Genomic DNA, 19,502 nt, shown 5'->3' with positions numbered 1-19,502 from the left:
GTACAGTACCAATAGCCACACTTTGTCACAAGTGCCGTCTGTAGGAGCGAGCTTGCTCGCGAAGAAGGCGAGAGCGCCACGTTCATTCAGATGAGGCGCGTTATCGTTGACGTTCTTCGCGAGCAAGCTCGCTCCTACAGGGGATCGGTCAGCTGGCAGTAGCCAGGAGCAAGTCCTGCACCGAACGTCCCTTGTCGCGGTTTCGATCGTGCTCATACAACGACGCCGCAATCTCATCCGCCCGAATCGGCAACACCGACAGCAAGGTATCGCTCAAGCCATGGCTGGCCTGGCTGAAGCCCTGGATGTAGATGCCAGCCTTGCAGCGCTCGTCGGTGACGATGCGGTAGTCGCGGGCCACTTCAAAGTCGCCCATGTAGGCTTGCAGCGGCGCCAGCAGTTCACGGTGCATCTGGCGCTCGTAGCCGGTGGCCAGGATTACCGCGTCGTAATGGTTGAGGCTGGTTTCGCCGGTGGCGGTATTGCGCAGGGCCAGTTCGATGCCCAGCGGGCCGGCGGTGGCCTTCTCCACTATGGTCAGGGTGCGGAACGCCTGGCGGGCGATGCCGGAGACTTTCTGGCGGTAGAAAATCCCGTAGATGCGCTCGATCAGGTCCAGGTCCACCACCGAGTAGTTGGTGTTCTGGTACTCGGCGACCAAACGCTCACGCTCGGCACCGACTTGCTGGAACACCAGGTCAGTAAAGGCCGGCGAGAACACTTCGTTGACGAACGGGCTGTCGTCGGCCGGCTTGAGCGCCGAGCCGCGCAGGATCATGTCGACCTGCACCGACGGGAAGCTGTCATTGAGGTCGATAAAGGCTTCGGCCGCGCTCTGGCCACCGCCGATCACGGCGATGCGCATCGGCTTGCCATCTACGCACGGCTGGCTGGCCATGCGCTCCAGGTACTGGGAATGGTGAAACACCCGGCTATCGCCCTTGAACGCCTTGAATGCCTCGGGGATGCGCGGTGTGCCGCCGGCGCTGACCACCACCGAACGGGTGGTGCGCACATGCTGCTCGCCCTGGGCATCACGGGAGATCACGCGCAACGCCTCGACCTGCTGCTGATGCAGGATCGGCTCGATGGCCAGCACTTCCTCGCCGTAGTTGGCCTGGGCCTGGAACTGCCCCGCCACCCAGCGCAGGTAATCGTTGTACTCCATGCGGCAGGGATAGAAGGTGCCCAGGTTGATGAAGTCCACCAAGCGTTCGTGGGCCTTGAGGTAGTTGACGAAGGAGTACGGGCTGGTGGGGTTGCGCAGGGTCACCAGGTCCTTGAGGAAGGAAATCTGCAGTTCGCTCTGGGTCACCAGGGTATTGCCGTGCCAGCGGTAGTCGGCTTGTTTGTCGAGAAACAGCACGTCCAGCTTGCCCTGGGCCTTTTCACGCTCCTGCAGGGCGATGGCCAGCGCCAGGTTCGAAGGGCCGAAACCGATCCCGATCAGGTCATGAACCGCGGGCGAAGCAATTGCCTGTGTCATTCCAGTGTCCTCTGGATAAGCCCCATGGCGGTGGGGCGGGAATACCTTCATGGCCTGAACAACAGGCCGTGTGTTGATAGGAAACGAGGACAGTGAAATAAAATTTAACTAACAGCCGATCAGTGCGCTTCCCACTCGCGCATGCGCACCCGGCAGTGCTTCATCGCATTGACGATGTGTTTTTCCACCAGGCTGCGGGAAATGCACAGGCGTTCGGCGATTTGCACGTGGGACAGGCCTTCGAGTTTGCGCAACAGGAAACTGTCGCGACAGGCCGCCGGCAACTCGGCCAAGGCGCGCTCGAGCATCTCCAGGCGCTGGCCCTGGTGGTGGCTGGTGTGGGGGGAACAGGCGGCGAAGCGCTCTTCGCTGTCCAGCACCTCAAGAGGCTCGGACTGACGCAAGGCATTACGCCGATGGCCGTCGATCACCAGGTTCAGTGCCGTGCGGTAAAGAAACGCGCGAGGCTGCTCGATTGGCGTATCGCTTACGCGCTCCAGCACCCGCACATAGGCGTCATGCACCACATCTTCGGCCACCTGGCGGTTACCCAGCTTGGCGTTCAGGAAACACACCAGCTCGCGATAGTAGTTTTCCAACATGACTCCTGAGCACCTCCCGGTGGTGTTGATCCTGTAGGAGCGTGCTTGCTCGCGAAGAACCTGAGGGCACATCGTTTTATCTGGATGCACGCGTTATCGTTGACGTTTTCGCGAGCGAACTTGCTCCCAACAGACAGCCATCGATGATGGCAGTTTGAGTATGTGCAATTTATAGTAATTCTCATCTACTTTTAAAGAAGTCTTGCTCCCACGTATGGTTTTTTTCGCCGACGCAGCTGTTACTGCGTATGTAAACGCCTAAATATTCGCGCAATTTTCTCGTATAACAGTCAGCTCTTCGCCACTCGGCCCCCTTTCCCTGGCTGGAACCAAAGCATGAAACGCCCTCGCCCCGCCCGCCTCGCCCTCCTTGCTGTGGTGTGCCTGATCCCCCTCCTTGCAGTGGCAGCCTGGCAGCTGTTGCCGCCAGGTCGAGATAGCTTGCCCACGGTCACTGTCGTGCGCGGCGACATTGAGAACAGTGTCACCGCCCTGGGCACCCTGCAACCGCGACGCTACGTAGACGTCGGCGCCCAGGCCTCCGGACAGATCCGCAAGATCCATGTCGAGGCCGGTGACCAGGTCACGCAAGGCCAGCTACTGGTAGAGATCGACCCTGCCACGCAGCAGGCCAAACTCGACGCCAGCCGCTACGCCATCGAAAACCTCGAGGCCCAGTTGCAGGAGCAAAAAGCCCAGCACGAGCTGGCGCGCCAGAAGTATCAGCGCCAGCAGCGCCTGAGCGCCGGGAATGCCACCCGCGAAGAAGATGTGCAAACCGCCAAGGCCGAACTGAGTGCGACCCAGGCGCGGGTGGACATGTTCAAGGCCCAGATCCGCCAGGCCCAGGCCAGCCTGCGCAGTGACGAGGCCGAACTGGGCTATACGCGGATTTACGCGCCGATGAGCGGCACCGTAGTGGCGGTAGATGCGCGAGTCGGCCAGACGCTCAACGCCCAGCAACAGACGCCGTTGATCCTGCGCATCGCCAAACTGTCGCCGATGACCGTATGGGCCGAAGTGTCCGAAGCCGATATCGGCCACGTCAAACCGGGCATGAGCGCCTATTTCACTACCCTCGCCGGCGGCACCCGGCGCTGGACCAGCACCGTGCGCCAGATCCTGCCGATCCCGCCCAAGCCCCTGAACGAAACCAGCCAAGGCAGTGGCAGCCCCAGCAGTAACAGCAAAACCGGCAGTGGCCGGGTAGTGCTATACACCGTACTGCTGGATGTGGACAACGCTGACAATGCGTTAATGGCCGAAATGACCACCCAGGTGTTTTTCGTCGCCAGCCAGGCCAGGGACGCTCTCACCATCCCGGTCGCAGCGCTGCTCGGCAGCCAAGGCACCGACAAGCAGATCGCGCGGGTCGTGACCAAAAACGGCGCCATCAAGGAGCGAGAAGTACAGCTGGGTATCAGTGACCGCCTGCGGGTTGAAGTGTTGGATGGCCTGGACGAAGGCGATCACCTGTTGATCGGCCCAGCCAGCGGCAGCGGGGGTTGATGTGACCACGCCACTGATCGAACTCAAGAACATCCGCAAATCCTACGGCGGCGGCGACAGCCCGCAGGTCGACGTATTGCGTGGGATCGACCTGTCGATCCATGCAGGAGAGTTCGTTGCCATCGTCGGCGCCTCCGGCTCCGGCAAATCCACACTGATGAACATCCTCGGCTGCCTCGACCGCCCCACCGTGGGCGACTACCTGTTCGCAGGGGAAAACGTCGCGCACCTGGACAGCGACGCACTGGCCTGGCTGCGCCGCGAAGCCTTTGGTTTCGTGTTCCAGGGCTACCACCTGATCCCGTCCGGCTCGGCCCAGGAAAACGTTGAGATGCCGGCGATCTATGCGGGTATCAGCGCTGCCGAACGCCATGCCCGTGCCAAGGCTCTGCTGACCCGCCTGGGCCTGGCCGATCGCACCAACAACCGCCCGCACCAGCTCTCCGGTGGTCAGCAACAGCGCGTCTCGATTGCCCGGGCGTTGATGAACGGCGGGCATATAATCCTTGCCGACGAACCCACCGGGGCCCTCGACAGCCACAGCGGTGCCGAGGTGATGGTGCTGCTGGATGAATTGGCGAGCCAGGGCCATGTGGTTATCCTGATTACCCACGACCGCGAAGTCGCGGCGCATGCCAACCGCATCATTGAGATCAGCGACGGCCGGATCATCAGCGATTCGGCGTTGAGTACCCCCCACGTGCCCGTCACGGCCGGCAGCGACGCATTGCAAGCCGTGGATCTGCGCCAGCGCCTGGCCGACGGTGCCGAACACAATGGTGCCTGGAAAGCCGAGCTGCTGGACGCGGTGCAGGCAGCCTGGCGGGTCATGTGGATCAACCGCTTCCGCACCGCGCTGACGCTGCTGGGGATCATCATCGGCGTGGCGTCGGTGGTAGTGATGCTGGCGGTGGGCGAAGGCAGCAAGCGTCAGGTCATGGCGCAGATGGCGGCCTTCGGCTCCAACATCATCTATCTGAGCGGCTTTTCGCCTAACCCGCGCACACCGGCAGGTATCGTGACCCTCAATGATGTGGCGGCATTGGCTACATTGCCCCAGGTCAAGCGCATCATGCCGGTGAACGGCACCTACGCCGGCGTGCGCTTCGGCAACGTCGACTACATGGCCTATGTGGGCGGCAACGACACCAACTTCCCGGACATCTTCAACTGGCCAGTGGCCCAAGGTAGCTACTTTACCGAAGCCGACGAACGCGCCGGGGCCACGGTGGCGGTGATCGGCCATCGCGTGCGCGAAAAGCTGTTCAAAGGCCAGCTAGACCCCATCGGCCAATACATCCTGATCGAAAACGTGCCCTTCCAAGTGATTGGCGTGTTGGCGGAAAAAGGCTCCAGCTCCGGGATGCAAGACAGCGACGACCGTGTCGCCATTCCCTATACCGCCGCCAGCGTGCGCCTGTTCGGCACCTATAATCCCGAATACGTTGTCATTGCCGCCGCCGATGCACGCAAGGTGCAAGAGGCCGAGCAAGCCATCAGTCAGCTTATGCAAAAGCTGCACGGCGGCAAACGCGACTTCCACCTGACCAACGACGCAGCGATGATCCAGGCCGAAGCACGGACCCAGAACACCCTGTCGCTGATGCTCGGCTCGATTGCAGCGATTTCCCTGCTGGTGGGCGGCATCGGCGTGATGAACATCATGTTGATGACCGTGCGCGAACGCACCCGTGAAATCGGCATCCGCATGGCCACCGGGGCGCGCCAGCGCGACATCCTGCGCCAGTTTCTCACCGAGGCGGTGATGCTCTCGGTGGTCGGCGGCCTGTTCGGTATTGCCCTGGCATTGCTGGTAGGCGGCGTGCTGGTGCTGGCTGAAGTGGCGGTACAGTTTTCCCTGGTGGCGGTGCTCGGCGCGTTTGGCTGTGCGCTGGTCACCGGCGTCGTATTCGGCTTCATGCCGGCCCGTAAAGCTGCCCGGCTTGATCCGGTTAAGGCGTTGACCAGTGAATAAACGATCTCTCACTCCACAACTGTCAGCGCTCAGTGTGTGCCTGTTGCTCACGGCCTGCGGCACTAACCCGCCCGCCATCGACAACGGCCTTGCTGCGCCCGCCGCCTGGCATTTTGCCGAACGCGAAGCGACCCAAGCCATCAACCAACGTTGGTGGACGCAGTTTGGCAGCCCGGCGCTGAACCGCCTGATCGACCAGGCCCGCCGTGACAGCTTCGACGTGGCGGCGGCCATGGCGCGTGTCCGCCAGGCCCAGGCCACGGCGGTAATTGCCGGTGCACCATTGTTGCCGGAACTGAAGTTCAACCTCAGCGCCAGCCGTCAACGGCTGTTGCGCGGCAGCGGCAACTCGGAGCTGGACGCCACCGAGAGCAACAGGACTGTCAACAACTATGACGCCAACCTCACGGCCAGCTACGAAATCGACTTCTGGGGTGGCCGCGCCGCTGCCCGCGACAGCGCCGTGCACAGCTTGCACGCCAGTGAGTTCGATCAGGCCAACGTGGAGCTGACCCTGCTCAGCAACGTCGCCGACCGCTACGCGCAAACCCTGGCCGCACGCCAGCGCCTGCAGATTGCCGAGCTCAACCTGGCGAATGCGCGCAATGTGCTGAACCTGGTGCAGACCCGCCACGACGCAGGTTCCGCCACGGCCCTGGAACTGGCACAACAGAAAAGCCTGGTGGCCGGTCAGCAACGGCAACTGCCGCTGATCGAGCAATCGGCCGAAGAATCGCAGATCACCCTCGCCGCCTTGCTCGGCCAGCCCGTGCAGGCCCTGGAGCTAGGCACAGAACCCTTTCAGGCATTGACCTGGCCAAGTATCGGGCCTGGCGTGCCCAGCCAGTTATTGAGCCGGCGCCCCGACCTCGCCCAGGCCGAGGCCCAGTTGGCGGCGGCCAGCGCCGATGTCACGGTGGCCCGTGCGGCCATGCTGCCGACGGTGACATTGGGCGCAACGCTCGGCTCAGGCGCGTCCAAGGCTGAAGAGATCCTGCGCAGCCCCTTCTACACCCTGACTTCGGGCCTGATGGCGCCGATTTTCAATAATGGCCGGCTGAGCGCCGAGCGCGACAAGGCTCGGGCACGCCAGGATGAACTGCTGCAAACCTACCGTGGGGCGATCATCAACGGCTTTGCCGATGTGGAAAAAGCCCTCAGCAGCATCACCCGCCTGGACCAGCAACGCCAGTGGCAAACCGAAGAGCTGCAACAGGCGCAGGCCGCCTTCCAGATTGCCCAAAGCCGCTATGAAGCTGGCGCCGAAGACCTGCTCACGGTACTGCAAACCCAGCGCACCCTGTACGACGCCCAAGACCAGAACGTGCTACTGCGCCTGTCGCGCCTGCAAGCCAGCATCGCCCTGTACAAGGCATTGGGCGGTGGCTGGAACACCGATATCTGATAAACGAAACTCATATTTCATACACGAGTTGTTTCTTCACCTTACATTTTCCACCCCAAGGTCCTTGGTAAAAAAGCCGTTATCACACGGATGCCCAGGACCTCATGATGAAACCCAGCGCTTTTGTAAACGGCCTGGTCTGCATCGGCTTTTGGCTGATACCAAACCTGGCGTTGGCCGAGCCCTTGATCGCCCCCACCGCGATCGACTGGTTGCTGGACTGCCCACTCACTGCAACAGCGCGCCTGGACCCCGAAGTGGTTGGCCGCACCCAATGCGGCCTGGTCAGCGTGCCCCGCGACCATGCCGCCCCCCAGCGCGGCCGCATTCGCCTGAGCGTGACACGGGTAGGCGCACGGCAGCCGCTCAACCGTGAAGGCGTGGTGTTCATCCAGGCCGGCGACCCCCAGCGGGTCAAAGGCGCACCTTTCGTCCTTCACTTGGCCAGCCGCTGGGAATCGCTTGCCACCACCGCCTATCGCACCCTGGTCGACCGCTACGACGTGATCGAGCTGAGCACCCGCGACCTGCGCCAGGGCAATGCCGTGGAACAGGCCGCCCGGGACATGGAGTACGTGCGCGGGCAATTGGGCGAGGCGCGCCTCAACTACCTGGGCAACGCCGCTGCCACGCGCCTGGGCAGCCGCTATGGCACGCTTTTTCCCGAGCGCGTCGGGCGCATGGTGCTGATCAATACCGAGCCTGGCGAAGCGCTCGCCGCCGGTGTCGAGCAGCTCTTGCTCAAGGAGTCGGCACACGCAGGCGCTGACGGCTGTGTGAGCCGCTGGCTAGGGGATTTTCTCGCTTATGGCAAACAGCCGCCGGCGACCGCACGCTGCCTGGATTTGGGCGCCTGGGAATAACCTGCGCATTTACGACCCCTATTCACCGAAAACGACCCCTTGCGTTGACGCACCTGCCCAATCGTTATTAAGTGCTATTTATCCGCATTAATACGATAAATCACCGCCATGCTGAGTCGTCCGTTACGCCGCAAACGCCAGAAGCTGTCCGATGTGATTGTCGAGTCGGTCAAGCGCTCGATCGTCACCGACGCCTTGAAGCCCGGCGATCGCCTGCCCACCGAACGCGAGCTGATGGAAAGCTTCCAGTGTTCCAAGGGTTCGGCACGCGAAGCGCTCAAGGCGTTGGAAGTGGAGGGCCTGGTGAGCACGCGCACCGGCCCCAGTGGCGGGGCGTACTTGAACCAGGCCGGCACCGAGCCGGCCAGCCGCGCCTTGCGCAATTACCTGCATTTCCAGCACCTGGACGGCGAGCAGGTCTACCAACTGCGCAAGGTCATCGAAGTGGAGTTGGCGGTGTCGGTGCTGGGGCGTTTGAGCGAAGACGACTACCTGGCCCTGCAAGCCAACGTGGATTTTTGCAGCGCCCCCGAAGACAGCGAAGCCGGCCAGCGCGAACAACGCCTGGCGGAACTGGAGTTCCACAACCTGCTGGCCCGGGCCTGCCCCAACCCGCTGCTGAGTTTCATGGCGCAGTTCCTCAATGACTTGCTGCGCGACCTGGTGGTGCTGAAAAAGGCCTACAAGCCCAAGCGCAAGCAGTTCGATGCGGCCAACCTCGACTATCACAAGCAACTGCTGATCGCCTTTCGCGCCAGGGATGAAAGCGCGGTGCGCAGCTTGATGCATGAACACATGTGCGATGCCGAACACCACATGACCGCGCTGGAAGGCCAGGTGAGCCCGCACTTCCTCTTGGAGTTCGACCACTCTTAAACACACCAACCATTCAATGTGGGAACCCGTTCAATGTGGGAGCTGGCTTGCCTGCGATGCGGGCGCCTCGGTGTTACAGAGGGACCGAGTAGATGCCATCGCAGGCAAGCCAGCTCCCACATTTGACCCCGTTCCCCCGCGAAATCGAGTTATCCAATAACAAGCCTGCCCACAGGCCCTTGCTCCACCGTATCGCCCTTGCCGCTCCTGCCAATAACTAAACCAGGGAGTCACCCCATGCAGCGTCGTACGTTATTGAAAGCCAGCCTCACCGCCGCCGCCGCCCTCAGCCTTCCGCTGAGCGTGCGTTCGGCATTCGCCGCCGAGCCCTTTACCTTTTACGGCCTCAAGTCCATGTCTGGCGCCTTTGCCAGCTATGGCAAATTTGCCGATATGGGTTCACGCCTGGCGGTGCAACAACACCCCGACTTGCTCGGCCGCCCGCTGAACTACAAGGTCATCGATACCGAAGGCAACGCCGGCAAGGCGGTGCGCAAGGTGCAAGAGGCCATCGCGCAGGACGGCGCACGGTTCTTCCAGGGCTGCACGCTGTCGTCTTCCGCCCTGGCGGTGGCCAAGGAAGTGGACAAGGTCGGCGGCGTGTTCATGACCCCGGTGGGCGCCGATGAAGTCACAGGCAAGGACTGCAACAAGGCGACCTTCCGCTGGTCAGTGCCCACCTACGGTGCGATCCGCGAAACCATGGTGCCGCTGATCAAGTTGCTGCCGGACGCCAAGCGCTGGTACACCATCACCCCGCAATACGTGTTCGGCGAAGCCTTGCTCGAAGGGGCCAAAAACGTGCTCAAGGAACATAGCCTGGAACACGTGGGCAACAGCTACCACTCACTGCAGGAACAGGAGTTTTCCGGTTACCTGACCAACGCCATTTCCACCAAGCCCGATGTGCTGGTGCTGCTCAACTTTGGCAGCCAATCGTCCAACACCCTGCGCCAGGCCGTGAACTTCGGCATCAAGGAGCGCATGAAGGTATTGCTGGTGTGGTCTGCCGGCCTGGATCAGTTCCAGGAACTGGGCAGCGATGTGCTCGAAGGCGTGTACCTGGGCGCGCAGTATTGGCACCAGGTCGACACCCCGCTCAACCGTGAGCTGGTCAAGCTGACCCAGGCCACCTACGGCATCAACCCCACCTACCCGCTGGCCGCCGACTACATCAGCACCAAAGTCATGCTCGACACCATCATCGCCACCGGCAGTTTCGACGGCCCGACCGTAGCCAAGGCCCTGCAAGGCTTGAGCTACGAAGGCCCGACCGGCAAGGAGTCAATCCGCGCCGGCGACCACCAGGTGATCAAGGATTACTACCTGCTGATCGGCAAGGCCAGCGGCGACATGGCCGACAAGGACGACCTGGCCAAAGTGCTCAGCGCTGGCCAATCGTTCCCCGCAGTCGAGGCGACGGGCTGCACACTCGGCTGACCGCTTAACTTTTGTCGCGCAGGGCCGCGCAAGCGGCCACCTGCGGAGGGTGCCTGCATGCTTAATCTGTACCTGTTCCAGATCCTCAACGGCCTTGGGTTAGGGATGATCTACTTCCTGATCGCGGTGGGGCTGACGATCATTTTCGGCCTGCTCAACTTCGTCAACTTCGCCCACGGCGCGTTCTTCCTGCTCGGCGCCTACATCTGCTACACCGCGGTAAGCCTCACCGGCAGCTTCTGGCTGGCGTTGCTGATCGCGCCGTTGGTGGTGGCTGCGTTGGCCTGGGTGATTGAGCGCTTGTTGATCCAGCGTATCTACCACTTGCCGCACATGTTCCAGATTCTGGTGACCTTGGGGATCGCTCTGATCATCCAGGAAGCCAGCGTAATGATCTGGGGCCCGGTGGGCAAAAGCGTCGCCGTGCCGGAACTGTTGCGCGGCGTGCTGGTAGTGGGTGATTTTGTCTATCCCTACTACCGCCTGTTCCTCATCGTGTTTTCCGGGCTAGTGGGCCTGGGCCTGTGGCTGCTGCTGGAGCGCACGCGCTTCGGTGCCCTGGTGCGCGCCGGCAGTGAAAGCACCGAAACCGTGTCGCTACTGGGCACCAATATCTTCCGCCTGTTCTCCATGACCTTCGCCCTCGGCGTCGCCCTGGCCGGTGTCGCCGGGGTGTTGTTCGCGCCCTTGCGCGGCGCCCAGCCCTTCGTCGGCCCGGAGATTCTCGGCATCGCCTTCGTGGTGGTAGTGATCGGCGGCATGGGCTCGTTCAGCGGTGCGCTGGTCGGCGGTTTGCTGGTGGGCGTGGTGCAAAGCCTGATGACCACACTCTGGCCCCAGGGTGCGAGCCTGATGATCTACGGCGCCATGGCCGTGGTGATTCTGGTACGCCCTTACGGCCTGTTCGGGAGAGCCTGACATGAGCGAGAAAAACCCCCTGCCGTTTGCCAAGACCCAATCCAGAGCCATGTTGGTGTGGGTGCTGGCCGTGCTGATCGGCCTGCCGCTGGTGTTGCCCTCGGCGACCCTGGCCACCGAGATACTGATCTTTGCCATGGCCGCCCTGGCCTGCAACCTGCTGCTGGGCTATACCGGGCTGCTGTCCTTCGGCCAAGGCATCTTCTTTGGTGCCGGAGCTTATTGTGCGGCGCTGTTGATGATCCACCTGCAACTGGGCCTGTTCATGGCGTTGCTGGGCGCGGCGCTGGCCGGTGGCGTGCTGGCTTTGCTGGTGGGTGCCCTGGCGATTCGGCGCACGGGCATTTACTTCGTGATGCTCACGTTGGCGTTCAGCCAGATGGCCTACTTCGTCGCCTACACCCTGAGCGACTGGACCGGCGGCGACAACGGCCTGCTCAGCGTGCCACGCCCGGAAATTCGTGTGGGTGACACCGTGCTGCTGTCCCTGGCCGATGCCCGCGCCTTCTACGGTTTTGTCGCGGTGCTGTTCCTGCTGATTTTCATCGGCGCACGCCGGGTGATCGCTTCGCCGTTTGGCAGCACGCTGATGGCGATCCGCGAGAACGAAACCCGCGCCTCGGCCATCGGCTACGACACGCGCCACTTCAAGATCCTGGTGTTCGTGCTGTCCGGCGCGGTCACCGGGATTGCCGGGGCGCTGTACGCCATGCTGTTGCACTTTGTGCCGCTGTCGAATATCGACCTGGCGATGTCCGAGAACATCCTGATCATGACCATCGTCGGCGGCACCGGCTCGCTGTTCGGCTCACTGCTGGGCGCCGGTTCCATCGTGCTGCTGGGTGACTTTCTCTCCGATCTGTGGCCGCGCTGGCTGATGCTGCTGGGGGTGATCCTGATCCTGGTGGTGATCTTCATGCGCGGCGGTTTGTGGGGCGGCTTGGCGTCGCTGTTCGAAAAGCTGCGCGGCACGCGCAAACCCGCAGTCGTCGCCAAGGAGGACGGGCTATGAGTATCTTGCTGGAAACCCAGAACCTGGAGCTGGCCTACGGCGCGTTCCATGCGGTCAATGGCGTCAACCTCAAGGTCGAAGCCGGCACCATCCACACCATCATCGGCCCCAATGGCGCCGGCAAGACTAGCCTGTTTCATTGCCTGACGGGCGAACGCCAGGCCACCGCCGGAGCGATCCATTTCGACGGCAAGAACCTGATGCGCAAGCCCGCCCACGGCCGCGTCGGCCTGGGCATGGCGCGTTCGTTCCAGCTCACCAGCCTGTTCCAGAACCTCAGCGTGCGCGAAAACCTGCGCCTGGCCGCCCAGGGCCGCGATGGCTCGCGTGCCTTGAACTTCTGGCGTCGGGTGGACAGCCAGCGCGAACACCTGGAGATGGCCGACCAGGTGCTGGAACGCCTGCAACTCACGGCCCGCGCCGACACCCTGGCCGGTGAGTTGTCCCACGGCCAGCAACGGGTACTGGAGGTGGGCATGTCGATCTGCTCCAAACCCAAACTGTTGATGCTCGACGAGCCCACCTCGGGCATGGGCATCGACGATATCCCGATCATGACCCAACTGATCAGCGACCTTGGGCGCGACCATACGGTGCTGTTGATCGAACACAACATGAGCATCGTCATGTCCATCAGCCAACGCATCACGGTGATGAGCCATGGGCAGATTCTGGTGGAAGGCACGCCGGAGTTCGTGCGCGCCGATGAACGTGTGCGTACTGCCTATCTTGGGGAGGCTGCCTGATGCTGATCGTCGAGAATATCCATTCCTACTACGACAAGAGCCATGTGCTGGAGGGCGTGTCGCTGAGCGTCAATCCTGGCGAACTGGTGACCCTGCTGGGCCGTAACGGTGCCGGCAAGACCACCACCCTGCGTAGCATCCTCGGCATCATCTGCCCGCGCCAGGGCCAGATCCACTTCAACGGCCAGGCGTTGGTGGGGCAGAAGATTTTCGAAATTGCGCGCCAGGGCTTGGCGCTGGTGCCGGAAAACCGCGGGATTTTCCGCCTGCTGACGGTGGAAGAAAACCTGCGCATCGCCGCCCGCAAACACAGCCGCTGGCAACTGGAAGACGTGTACGCCATGTTCCCGCGCCTCAAGGAGCGGCGCAAAAACGCCGGCCATGCATTGTCCGGCGGCGAACAGCAGATGCTCGCCATCGCCCGCGCCCTGCTGAACGACCCCAAGCTGCTGATCCTCGACGAACCCACTGAAGGCCTGGCCCCGGTGATCGTTGACGAGCTGGTGAAGATCCTGCGCAAGGTCAAGGACGAGGGCCTGCCGGTGTTGCTGGTGGAACAGAACCTGATGGTCTGCGACAAGCTCGCCGACCGCCATTACGTGCTCGAACAGGGCCGCGTGGTGTACGAAGGCAGCGCCGCTGACTTCCGCGCCGACCCGACGATCAAAAACCGTTACCTGGCCTTGAGTGCCTGAGTGGAGATTCCTGATGAATAGTCTTGCGCAACCGCTCCAGAGCAATGCCCCGCTGATCAACCGCGACCGTTTGTGGCAGTCGCTGATGGACCTGGCCCGGCTCGGCGCCACGGCCAAGGGCGGCGTGTGTCGCCTGGCCCTCACCGACCTGGACCGCCAGGCCCGCGACCTGTTTGTGCAGTGGTGCGAGGCCGCCGGGTGCAGCATCAGTGTGGATGCCATCGGCAATATCTTCGCCCGCCGTCCTGGCCGCAACCCCACCCTGCCCCCGGTCATGACCGGCAGCCATATCGACACCCAGCCCACCGGCGGCAAGTTCGACGGTTGCTACGGGGTAATGGCCGGGCTGGAAGTGATCCGCACGCTCAATGACTTGCAGATCGAAACCCAGGCGCCCATCGAAGTGGTGGTGTGGACCAACGAAGAAGGCTCGCGCTTCCCGCCGTGCATGATGGGCTCCGGGGTATTTGCCGGGAAGTTCGACCTGCAGGACACCCTCGACAAGCGCGACGACCAAGGCCTGTCGGTAGGCAGCGAATTGCAGCGCATCGGCTATGCCGGTTCGCGTGCGGTGCTGGGCCATCCGGTGGGCGCTTATTTCGAAGCGCATATCGAGCAAGGCCCGGTGCTGGAGGACCAGGCCATTACCCTGGGCGTGGTGATGGGCTGCCTGGGCCAGAAGTGGTTCGACCTGACTCTCACCGGCGTAGAGGCGCATGCGGGCCCTACGCCCATGCACCTGCGCAAGGATGCCCTGGTGGGCGCTGCCGAGGTGGTCAGCGCGGTCAACCGTATCGCCCATCAGCATCAGCCTCACGCCTGCGGCACCGTCGGCTGCCTGAACCTGCACCCTGGCTCGCGCAACGTGATCCCCGGCCAGGTGCACATGACCATCGACCTGCGTCACCTGCACGCCGACAAGCTCCAAGCCATGGTCGATGAAGTGCGCGCAGTGATCGAAGACGCGGCCGCCCGCCACGGCTTGACGTTTGACCTGACGCCCACCGCCGACTTCCCGCCGCTGGACTTTCACCCGACCTGTGTCAATGCCGTGCGCGAGGCTGCCCAGGCATTGGGCTTGAGCCATATGGACATTGTCAGCGGTGCCGGGCATGACGCGATCTTCGTCGCTGAACTGGGCCCGGCCGGGATGATCTTTGTGCCGTGCGAAGGCGGCATCAGCCATAACGAAATCGAAAACGCCGCGCCGGATGACCTGGCGGCGGGTTGCGCGGTGTTGCTGCGCGCCATGGTCAAGGCGGCACAGGGGGATGTGGCATGAGTGAGATTGGCCAACTGACAGCGGTGCAACTGTTGCAGCACTTTCGCGACAAGACCTTGTCGCCCGTGGAGGTCACCGAAGACGCGTTGCTGCGCATCGAGCGCTATAACCCGGTGGTGAATGCCTACTGCCATGTCGACCCGCAAGGCGCCTTGGACGCTGCGCGGGCGTCGGAACAACGCTGGCTCAAGGGCGAACCCTGCGGGGCGCTGGATGGCGTGCCGGCGTCGATCAAAGACCTAACGCTGACGGTCGGTATGCCCACGCGCAAAGGCTCGCGCACCTCCAGTGCCGAGGGCCCGTGGGACGTGGACGCGCCCTTCTCGGCCTTCATGCGCAAGGCCGGCGCGGTGCTGCTGGGCAAGACCACCACCCCGGAATTCGGCTGGAAAGGCGTCACCGATAACCCGCTGTATGGCATCACCCGCAACCCGTGGGACACGCGCACCACCGCCGGTGGTTCGTCCGGGGGCGCCGCTGCGGCGGCGGCATTGAACCTGGGCGTGCTGCACCAGGGCAGCGACGCCGGTGGCTCGATCCGCATTCCCTGTGCGTTTACCGGCACCTTCGGGATCAAGCCGACTTTCGGCTATGTACCGCAATGGCCGGCCAGTTCCATGACGATTCTGTCGCACCTCGGGCCGATGACGCGCACCGTGCAAGACAGCGTGCTGATGCTGCAAGCCGTGGCGCGACCGGATGCACGGGACGGCTTGATCGGTGCGCCGCGAACCACGCCCTGGCTCATTCCAGGAACGGACTTGAAAGGGTTGCGTGTCGCCTATAGCCCCACGTTCGGCTATGTGAAAGTCGACCCGCAAGTTGCCCAGGTAGTGGATCGGGCTGTGCAGGGCCTGGTGCAACTGGGCGCCCATGTCGAGCAGATCGACCCCGGTTTCAGCGACCCACTGGAGGTGTTCAGCACCCTATGGGCTGCCGGCGCAGCACGCCTGACCGGCACGATGAGCGAGGCGCAAAGGCAACTTCTGGACCCAGGGCTGCTACGCATTGCACAACGGGGCGAGCGCTTGAGCCTGGATGATTTCAACGCAGCCCTGGAAGCCCGGGCGGCGCTGGTCGCACGGATGGCGGCTTTCCATGAGCATTACGATGTGCTGGTGTCACCGATGATGCCGATCACCGCGTTCGAAGCCGGGCACAACGTACCGCCGGGTTCGGGAATGACTGAGTGGATGGAATGGACGCCGTTCACCTACCCGTTCAACCTCACCCAGCAACCGGCGGCGTCAGTGCCCTGCGGGTTGGCGGCAAATGGCTTGCCAGTGGGCTTGCATGTGGTGGGCGCGCGGTTTGCCGATGAGCAGGTACTTAGGGTGTGTCACGCGTATGCACAGGCATTCCCCACAGCGCACTTGCACACACCGAAAATCCCGACCTGAAATACCTACAACTGTGGGAGCTGGCTTGCCTGCGATAGCGCTGGTTCAATCAGCACATTGACCTCTGACACACCGCCGTCGCAGCTTCTACACAATTTTGTAGGTTGTAGCAGCCAACGGTAACCACGATGCGAAGCGAGCCGCTCTTGATCTGCTTTTGATCTTGATCTTAGGTGCCTTGCCGCTTTTGCAAAGTGAGCCGCCGTCAGGGCGGAACCCTAAGTGGCCGTTACCTAAATAACGGATATGTACGCGCTCTGATCCAACATCCCAGTTGACTGTCAGGCCGTCTTCGCAGGCAAGCCAGCTCCCACATAGGACTGCGGCGCGTCAGGTGGATAAGCGTCGCTGTCAGGCCGCCACGGGAGCAAGCTCCCTCGCCACAGATACAGCGTCGTACCAAAGTTATGTAGATACCTATGCTGCGATAGCGGTGTGTCAGAGGCCAATGGGCTAACTGAACCAGCGATTTCGCAGGCAAGCCAGCTCCCACATGGATCGCATTCCAATCCTGCATCGCTCTACAATGCCCCTATTCATCCCCGGGGGCTTCATGGACATCGAACTGGCACGCACCTTCCTCGAAATCACCCGCTGCGGCAGCCTGGCCGCAGCGGCCGAGAAACTGCACGTCACCCAGACCGCTATCACCGCTCGTGTCAAAAACCTTGAGAACCAGCTCGGCTGCACGCTGTTTGTGCGCAACCGTGCCGGTGCGCGGCTGACCGCCGACGGCGAGGCCTTCGTGGTGTACGCCAACCAGTTGCTGCAGACCTGGGAAGCGGCGCGACGCGACCTGCCGTTGCCCGATGGCTATCGCAATGTGCTGCATATCGGCGGAGAGGTCAGCCTGTGCAACCCATTGATGCTCGGCTGGGCCAAGGCGCTGCGCGAGCACATTCCGGGGCACGCGCTGCGCACCGAGGTGCGTGAAGGCGAGTACCTGCTGCGCCAACTGGAGTTGGGTGTGCTCGACGCCGCCTTGGTGTTCCAGCCGCAATACTGGCCGGGCTTGCAGGTGGAGCAGGTGCTGGAAGAAAAACTGATTCTGGTGCAACTGGCGAGCAAACCCTCGCCCTACGTGTATATCGACTGGGGCCAGGGTTTTCGCCAGCAACACGACGCCGCCCTGCCCGACCGTGCGCGTGCCGCGCTGAGTTTCAACCTGGGGCCGCTGGCGTTGCAGTACATTCTGGAAAACGGCGGTGCCGGCTACTTCCGCACACGGGTGGTGCAAAGCTACCTGGACAGCGGCGTGATGCAGCGCGTGCCCAAGGCGCCGGAATTCAGCTTTCCGACCTACCTGGTGTACTCGCGGGCGCGGGATTCGGCGGTGTTGCAGCAAGCCCTGGAACTGCTACGCGCGGTGGTGAAGGCCGAAGGCGACTGGTCGCAACGCTGGGATCCGCTGATTTGAATCACTCTACATCTGCGCACATGCTAGCCTGCTGGTGTTTCCTCTCGCAGCCTTACCGATGAACAAGAAAAAGTCCGTCACCATCAGCGACATTGCCAAACGGGTCGGCATGACCACCATTACGGTGTCCCGGGCCCTGAGCAAACCCGACCTGGTCAAACCCGCCACCCTGGCGCGCATTCTTGAAGTGGCTCGCGAGCTCGACTACGTGCCCAACGCCTTCGCCCGTGGGCTCAAGCGCAGTGAAAGCCTGATCATCGGGGTCATCACCGCGTCTGTAGACAACCCGTTCTACAGCGAGATGATCAAGGCCATTTCCCGCGAGGCGAAAAAGCACGGCTACACCATCATGCTGGTAGACACCGATGAACTTGAAGAACTCGAAAGCAAGGCAGTCGATACCCTCCTGGGCTACCGCGTGGCGGGGATCATCCTGTCGCCGGTCTCCGACGAGCCCAGCTACCAGCCCGACTACCTCGAACGCCTGGGCAACGGCAAGACCCCGGTGGTACTGCTCGATCGCACGATCCACGACAGCCCGTTCAGCCGCGTGGTGCTCGACAACTACCACAGCGGGCTGCAAGCCGCGCACTACCTGTTACGCCAAACCCCGAACCTCAAGCGCCTGCTGGTGCTGACCGGCCCCGAGCACTCGCGCATCAGCGTGGAGCGCCTCAAGGGCCTGCGCGAAGTGCTGGCCGAGCACCCCGACATTCAGGTCGAGGTGCAGGCGGGCGACTACACGCTGATGCCGGCTTATTTACATACTCTCGACTACCTGGCCGCACACTCGGCGCCGGATGCGATCATGGGCTTCAACCAGTTGATCACCCTGGGCGCCCTGCGCGCCTTGCGCATGCACAACATCGCCCATGACAGCCTGACCATCTGTGGCATCGACCGCCTGCCCTTCGCCGATATCTTCGGCGTGCCCATCGCTTGCGTAGCCCATGATGCATCCCTGGCCGGCAGCAGTGCCGTGCGCCTGCTACTTGACCGCCTGCAAGACCCGCACAAGCCACGGGACAAAGTGGTCATCGCCGGGCAGTTGGAAAACGGCTAGCGGCTGGTGTAGCCGCCGTCCACCGGCAGGCTGACGCCACTGATCATGCTCGCCGCGTCGCTAAGCAAAAACAGCACCGGTAGCGCCACTTCCGCCGGTTGCGCAAAACGCCCCAAAGGAATCGCTGCCAGCGCCGGGTCGCGCTTGGCCGGGTCGGACCAGGCCATGGCCGCCATCGGCGTCAAGGTCACGGTGGGGTTGACGCTGTTGACGCGTATGCGAAAACGGCCCCACTCGGCGCATTGCACGCGGGTGATCGCATCCAGTGCAGCCTTGGAGGCGCAGTAGCTCAGGTGATCGTCCAGCGCCACCAACGACGCCTGACTGGAGACGTTGACGATGCTGCCCGCCATGTTCGCTTCGATCATCTTTGCCGCGACCCGGCTGGCCACTTGCGCAGCGGCGCGGGCGTTGACGCTCATCACCTGGTCGAAGGCGCTGGCGCTGATGGCCGCGGCAGGCTCCAGGCGTGAGATACCGGCGCAGTTGACCAGACCGTGCAGAGGCGGCAAATCTTGCAGGGTTTTGTCGAGGGCGACGCTGTCAGCGATATCTACGCACAGGGTGTGGCACCCCAATGCAGCCAACGCCTGGGCATCGCGACCGAGAGCGAAGACTTCAGCGCCGCTGGCGATCAGTTGCTGGGCAATTTCGCGACCGATGCCGCTGCTGGCACCAGTGACGAGGATGCGCTGGTGCGAGAAGTCGAAGGTGGTGGTCATAAATAAAGATCTCAAAACCAATGAAGACCCACTGTGGGAGCTGGCTTGCCTGCGATAGCGGTGTATCAGCTCCCGATAAGGAGACTGACAC

Annotated in this window: 17 protein-coding genes and 1 pseudogene; 14 read left to right on the top strand and 4 right to left on the bottom strand. The window is 62.7% G+C overall.

The window, feature by feature from the left end:
- Positions 1 to 39: 39 nt before the first annotated feature.
- The 3 genes and pseudogenes from BMH52_RS29480 to BMH52_RS03475 all read right to left on the bottom strand — a co-directional run.
- Positions 40 to 159, bottom strand: a pseudogene (locus BMH52_RS29480) (outer membrane lipoprotein carrier protein LolA); the annotation flags it as partial.
- Positions 149 to 1,486, bottom strand: a complete 1,338-nt coding sequence (locus BMH52_RS03480) for a lysine N(6)-hydroxylase/L-ornithine N(5)-oxygenase family protein (RefSeq protein WP_073842916.1) — start codon at positions 1,484 to 1,486, stop codon at positions 149 to 151. The gene BMH52_RS03480 and the pseudogene BMH52_RS29480, both read right to left, overlap by 11 nt.
- Before the next feature lie 119 nt (positions 1,487 to 1,605).
- On the bottom strand, positions 1,606 to 2,088 hold the full coding sequence (locus BMH52_RS03475) for a sigma-70 family RNA polymerase sigma factor (protein WP_014719030.1): 483 nt from the start codon (positions 2,086 to 2,088) through the stop codon (positions 1,606 to 1,608).
- 336 nt (positions 2,089 to 2,424) lie between these two features.
- Here BMH52_RS03475 and BMH52_RS03470 point away from each other — a divergent pair, with 336 nt between their 5' ends.
- The 14 genes from BMH52_RS03470 (at position 2,425) to BMH52_RS03405 (ending at position 18,689) form a co-directional block, all read left to right on the top strand.
- A complete protein-coding gene (locus BMH52_RS03470) occupies positions 2,425 to 3,597 on the top strand; it encodes an efflux RND transporter periplasmic adaptor subunit (RefSeq protein ID WP_073842914.1) in 1,173 nt (390 codons plus the stop codon).
- 1 nt (position 3,598) lies between these two features.
- Positions 3,599 to 5,572, top strand: coding sequence for a MacB family efflux pump subunit (locus BMH52_RS03465; protein ID WP_058410696.1), 1,974 nt, complete (start codon positions 3,599 to 3,601; stop codon positions 5,570 to 5,572).
- Positions 5,565 to 6,977: an efflux transporter outer membrane subunit gene (locus BMH52_RS03460; RefSeq protein WP_038450623.1), complete on the top strand. Its 1,413-nt coding sequence runs from the start codon at positions 5,565 to 5,567 to the stop codon at positions 6,975 to 6,977. The genes BMH52_RS03465 and BMH52_RS03460 overlap by 8 nt, the downstream gene beginning before the upstream one ends.
- 107 nt (positions 6,978 to 7,084) lie before the next feature.
- Entirely contained in the window at positions 7,085 to 7,840 is a 756-nt protein-coding gene (locus BMH52_RS03455; RefSeq protein WP_058410698.1) for an alpha/beta fold hydrolase, read from the top strand.
- A 108-nt stretch (positions 7,841 to 7,948) separates the two neighbouring features.
- Positions 7,949 to 8,716: a FadR/GntR family transcriptional regulator gene (locus BMH52_RS03450; RefSeq protein ID WP_060767049.1), complete on the top strand. Its 768-nt coding sequence runs from the start codon at positions 7,949 to 7,951 to the stop codon at positions 8,714 to 8,716.
- Between the two features lie 237 nt (positions 8,717 to 8,953).
- Positions 8,954 to 10,156, top strand: coding sequence for an ABC transporter substrate-binding protein (locus BMH52_RS03445; protein WP_038450627.1), 1,203 nt, complete (start codon positions 8,954 to 8,956; stop codon positions 10,154 to 10,156).
- A 57-nt stretch (positions 10,157 to 10,213) separates the two neighbouring features.
- Positions 10,214 to 11,074: a branched-chain amino acid ABC transporter permease gene (locus tag BMH52_RS03440; RefSeq protein ID WP_020301305.1), complete on the top strand. Its 861-nt coding sequence runs from the start codon at positions 10,214 to 10,216 to the stop codon at positions 11,072 to 11,074.
- Between the two features lies 1 nt (position 11,075).
- Positions 11,076 to 12,086 (top strand): branched-chain amino acid ABC transporter permease, encoded by a 1,011-nt coding sequence (locus BMH52_RS03435; protein ID WP_073842912.1) that lies wholly within the window; start codon positions 11,076 to 11,078, stop codon positions 12,084 to 12,086.
- The gene (locus BMH52_RS03430; protein WP_014719039.1) at positions 12,083 to 12,832 is read left to right on the top strand and encodes an ABC transporter ATP-binding protein; all 750 of its coding nucleotides are present in this window, start codon (positions 12,083 to 12,085) and stop codon (positions 12,830 to 12,832) included. Before BMH52_RS03435 ends, BMH52_RS03430 begins: the two co-directional genes overlap by 4 nt.
- Positions 12,832 to 13,527 carry an ABC transporter ATP-binding protein gene (locus tag BMH52_RS03425; RefSeq protein WP_003192343.1) on the top strand — a complete coding sequence of 232 codons (696 nt, stop codon included), beginning with the start codon at positions 12,832 to 12,834 and terminating at the stop codon, positions 13,525 to 13,527. The genes BMH52_RS03430 and BMH52_RS03425 overlap by 1 nt, the downstream gene beginning before the upstream one ends.
- Positions 13,528 to 13,540: 13 nt before the next feature.
- Positions 13,541 to 14,809 (top strand): Zn-dependent hydrolase, encoded by a 1,269-nt coding sequence (locus BMH52_RS03420; protein WP_073842910.1) that lies wholly within the window; start codon positions 13,541 to 13,543, stop codon positions 14,807 to 14,809.
- Positions 14,806 to 16,209 carry an amidase gene (locus BMH52_RS03415; protein WP_073842908.1) on the top strand — a complete coding sequence of 468 codons (1,404 nt, stop codon included), beginning with the start codon at positions 14,806 to 14,808 and terminating at the stop codon, positions 16,207 to 16,209. Before BMH52_RS03420 ends, BMH52_RS03415 begins: the two co-directional genes overlap by 4 nt.
- Positions 16,210 to 16,762: 553 nt before the next feature.
- A complete protein-coding gene (locus BMH52_RS03410) occupies positions 16,763 to 17,626 on the top strand; it encodes a LysR family transcriptional regulator (RefSeq protein WP_014719042.1) in 864 nt (287 codons plus the stop codon).
- A 58-nt stretch (positions 17,627 to 17,684) separates the two neighbouring features.
- Entirely contained in the window at positions 17,685 to 18,689 is a 1,005-nt protein-coding gene (locus BMH52_RS03405) for a LacI family DNA-binding transcriptional regulator (protein ID WP_054897430.1), read from the top strand.
- Here BMH52_RS03405 and BMH52_RS03400 read toward each other — a convergent pair.
- Complete coding sequence (locus BMH52_RS03400) at positions 18,686 to 19,411, bottom strand: SDR family oxidoreductase (RefSeq protein WP_014719044.1); 726 nt, start codon at positions 19,409 to 19,411, stop codon at positions 18,686 to 18,688. The genes BMH52_RS03405 and BMH52_RS03400 overlap by 4 nt on opposite strands.
- Between the last annotated feature and the right edge of the window lie 91 nt (positions 19,412 to 19,502).

It is taken from the genome of Pseudomonas sp. BTN1 (assembly GCF_001907715.1).
Taxonomy (GTDB): domain Bacteria; phylum Pseudomonadota; class Gammaproteobacteria; order Pseudomonadales; family Pseudomonadaceae; genus Aquipseudomonas; species Aquipseudomonas paracarnis.
Note: the sequence above shows the minus strand (reverse complement) of the source record. Positions and strands in the feature narration are given on the sequence as shown.

Coding starts and splice junctions, on each gene's coding strand:
- BMH52_RS03480 (WP_073842916.1), bottom strand. CDS start 1,486: ATGACACAGGCAATTGCTTCGCCCGCGGTTCATGACCTGATCGGGATC.
- BMH52_RS03475 (WP_014719030.1), bottom strand. CDS start 2,088: ATGTTGGAAAACTACTATCGCGAGCTGGTGTGTTTCCTGAACGCCAAG.
- BMH52_RS03470 (WP_073842914.1), top strand. CDS start 2,425: ATGAAACGCCCTCGCCCCGCCCGCCTCGCCCTCCTTGCTGTGGTGTGC.
- BMH52_RS03455 (WP_058410698.1), top strand. CDS start 7,085: ATGAAACCCAGCGCTTTTGTAAACGGCCTGGTCTGCATCGGCTTTTGG.
- BMH52_RS03450 (WP_060767049.1), top strand. CDS start 7,949: ATGCTGAGTCGTCCGTTACGCCGCAAACGCCAGAAGCTGTCCGATGTG.
- BMH52_RS03445 (WP_038450627.1), top strand. CDS start 8,954: ATGCAGCGTCGTACGTTATTGAAAGCCAGCCTCACCGCCGCCGCCGCC.
- BMH52_RS03440 (WP_020301305.1), top strand. CDS start 10,214: ATGCTTAATCTGTACCTGTTCCAGATCCTCAACGGCCTTGGGTTAGGG.
- BMH52_RS03435 (WP_073842912.1), top strand. CDS start 11,076: ATGAGCGAGAAAAACCCCCTGCCGTTTGCCAAGACCCAATCCAGAGCC.
- BMH52_RS03430 (WP_014719039.1), top strand. CDS start 12,083: ATGAGTATCTTGCTGGAAACCCAGAACCTGGAGCTGGCCTACGGCGCG.
- BMH52_RS03425 (WP_003192343.1), top strand. CDS start 12,832: ATGCTGATCGTCGAGAATATCCATTCCTACTACGACAAGAGCCATGTG.
- BMH52_RS03420 (WP_073842910.1), top strand. CDS start 13,541: ATGAATAGTCTTGCGCAACCGCTCCAGAGCAATGCCCCGCTGATCAAC.
- BMH52_RS03415 (WP_073842908.1), top strand. CDS start 14,806: ATGAGTGAGATTGGCCAACTGACAGCGGTGCAACTGTTGCAGCACTTT.
- BMH52_RS03410 (WP_014719042.1), top strand. CDS start 16,763: ATGGACATCGAACTGGCACGCACCTTCCTCGAAATCACCCGCTGCGGC.
- BMH52_RS03405 (WP_054897430.1), top strand. CDS start 17,685: ATGAACAAGAAAAAGTCCGTCACCATCAGCGACATTGCCAAACGGGTC.
- BMH52_RS03400 (WP_014719044.1), bottom strand. CDS start 19,411: ATGACCACCACCTTCGACTTCTCGCACCAGCGCATCCTCGTCACTGGT.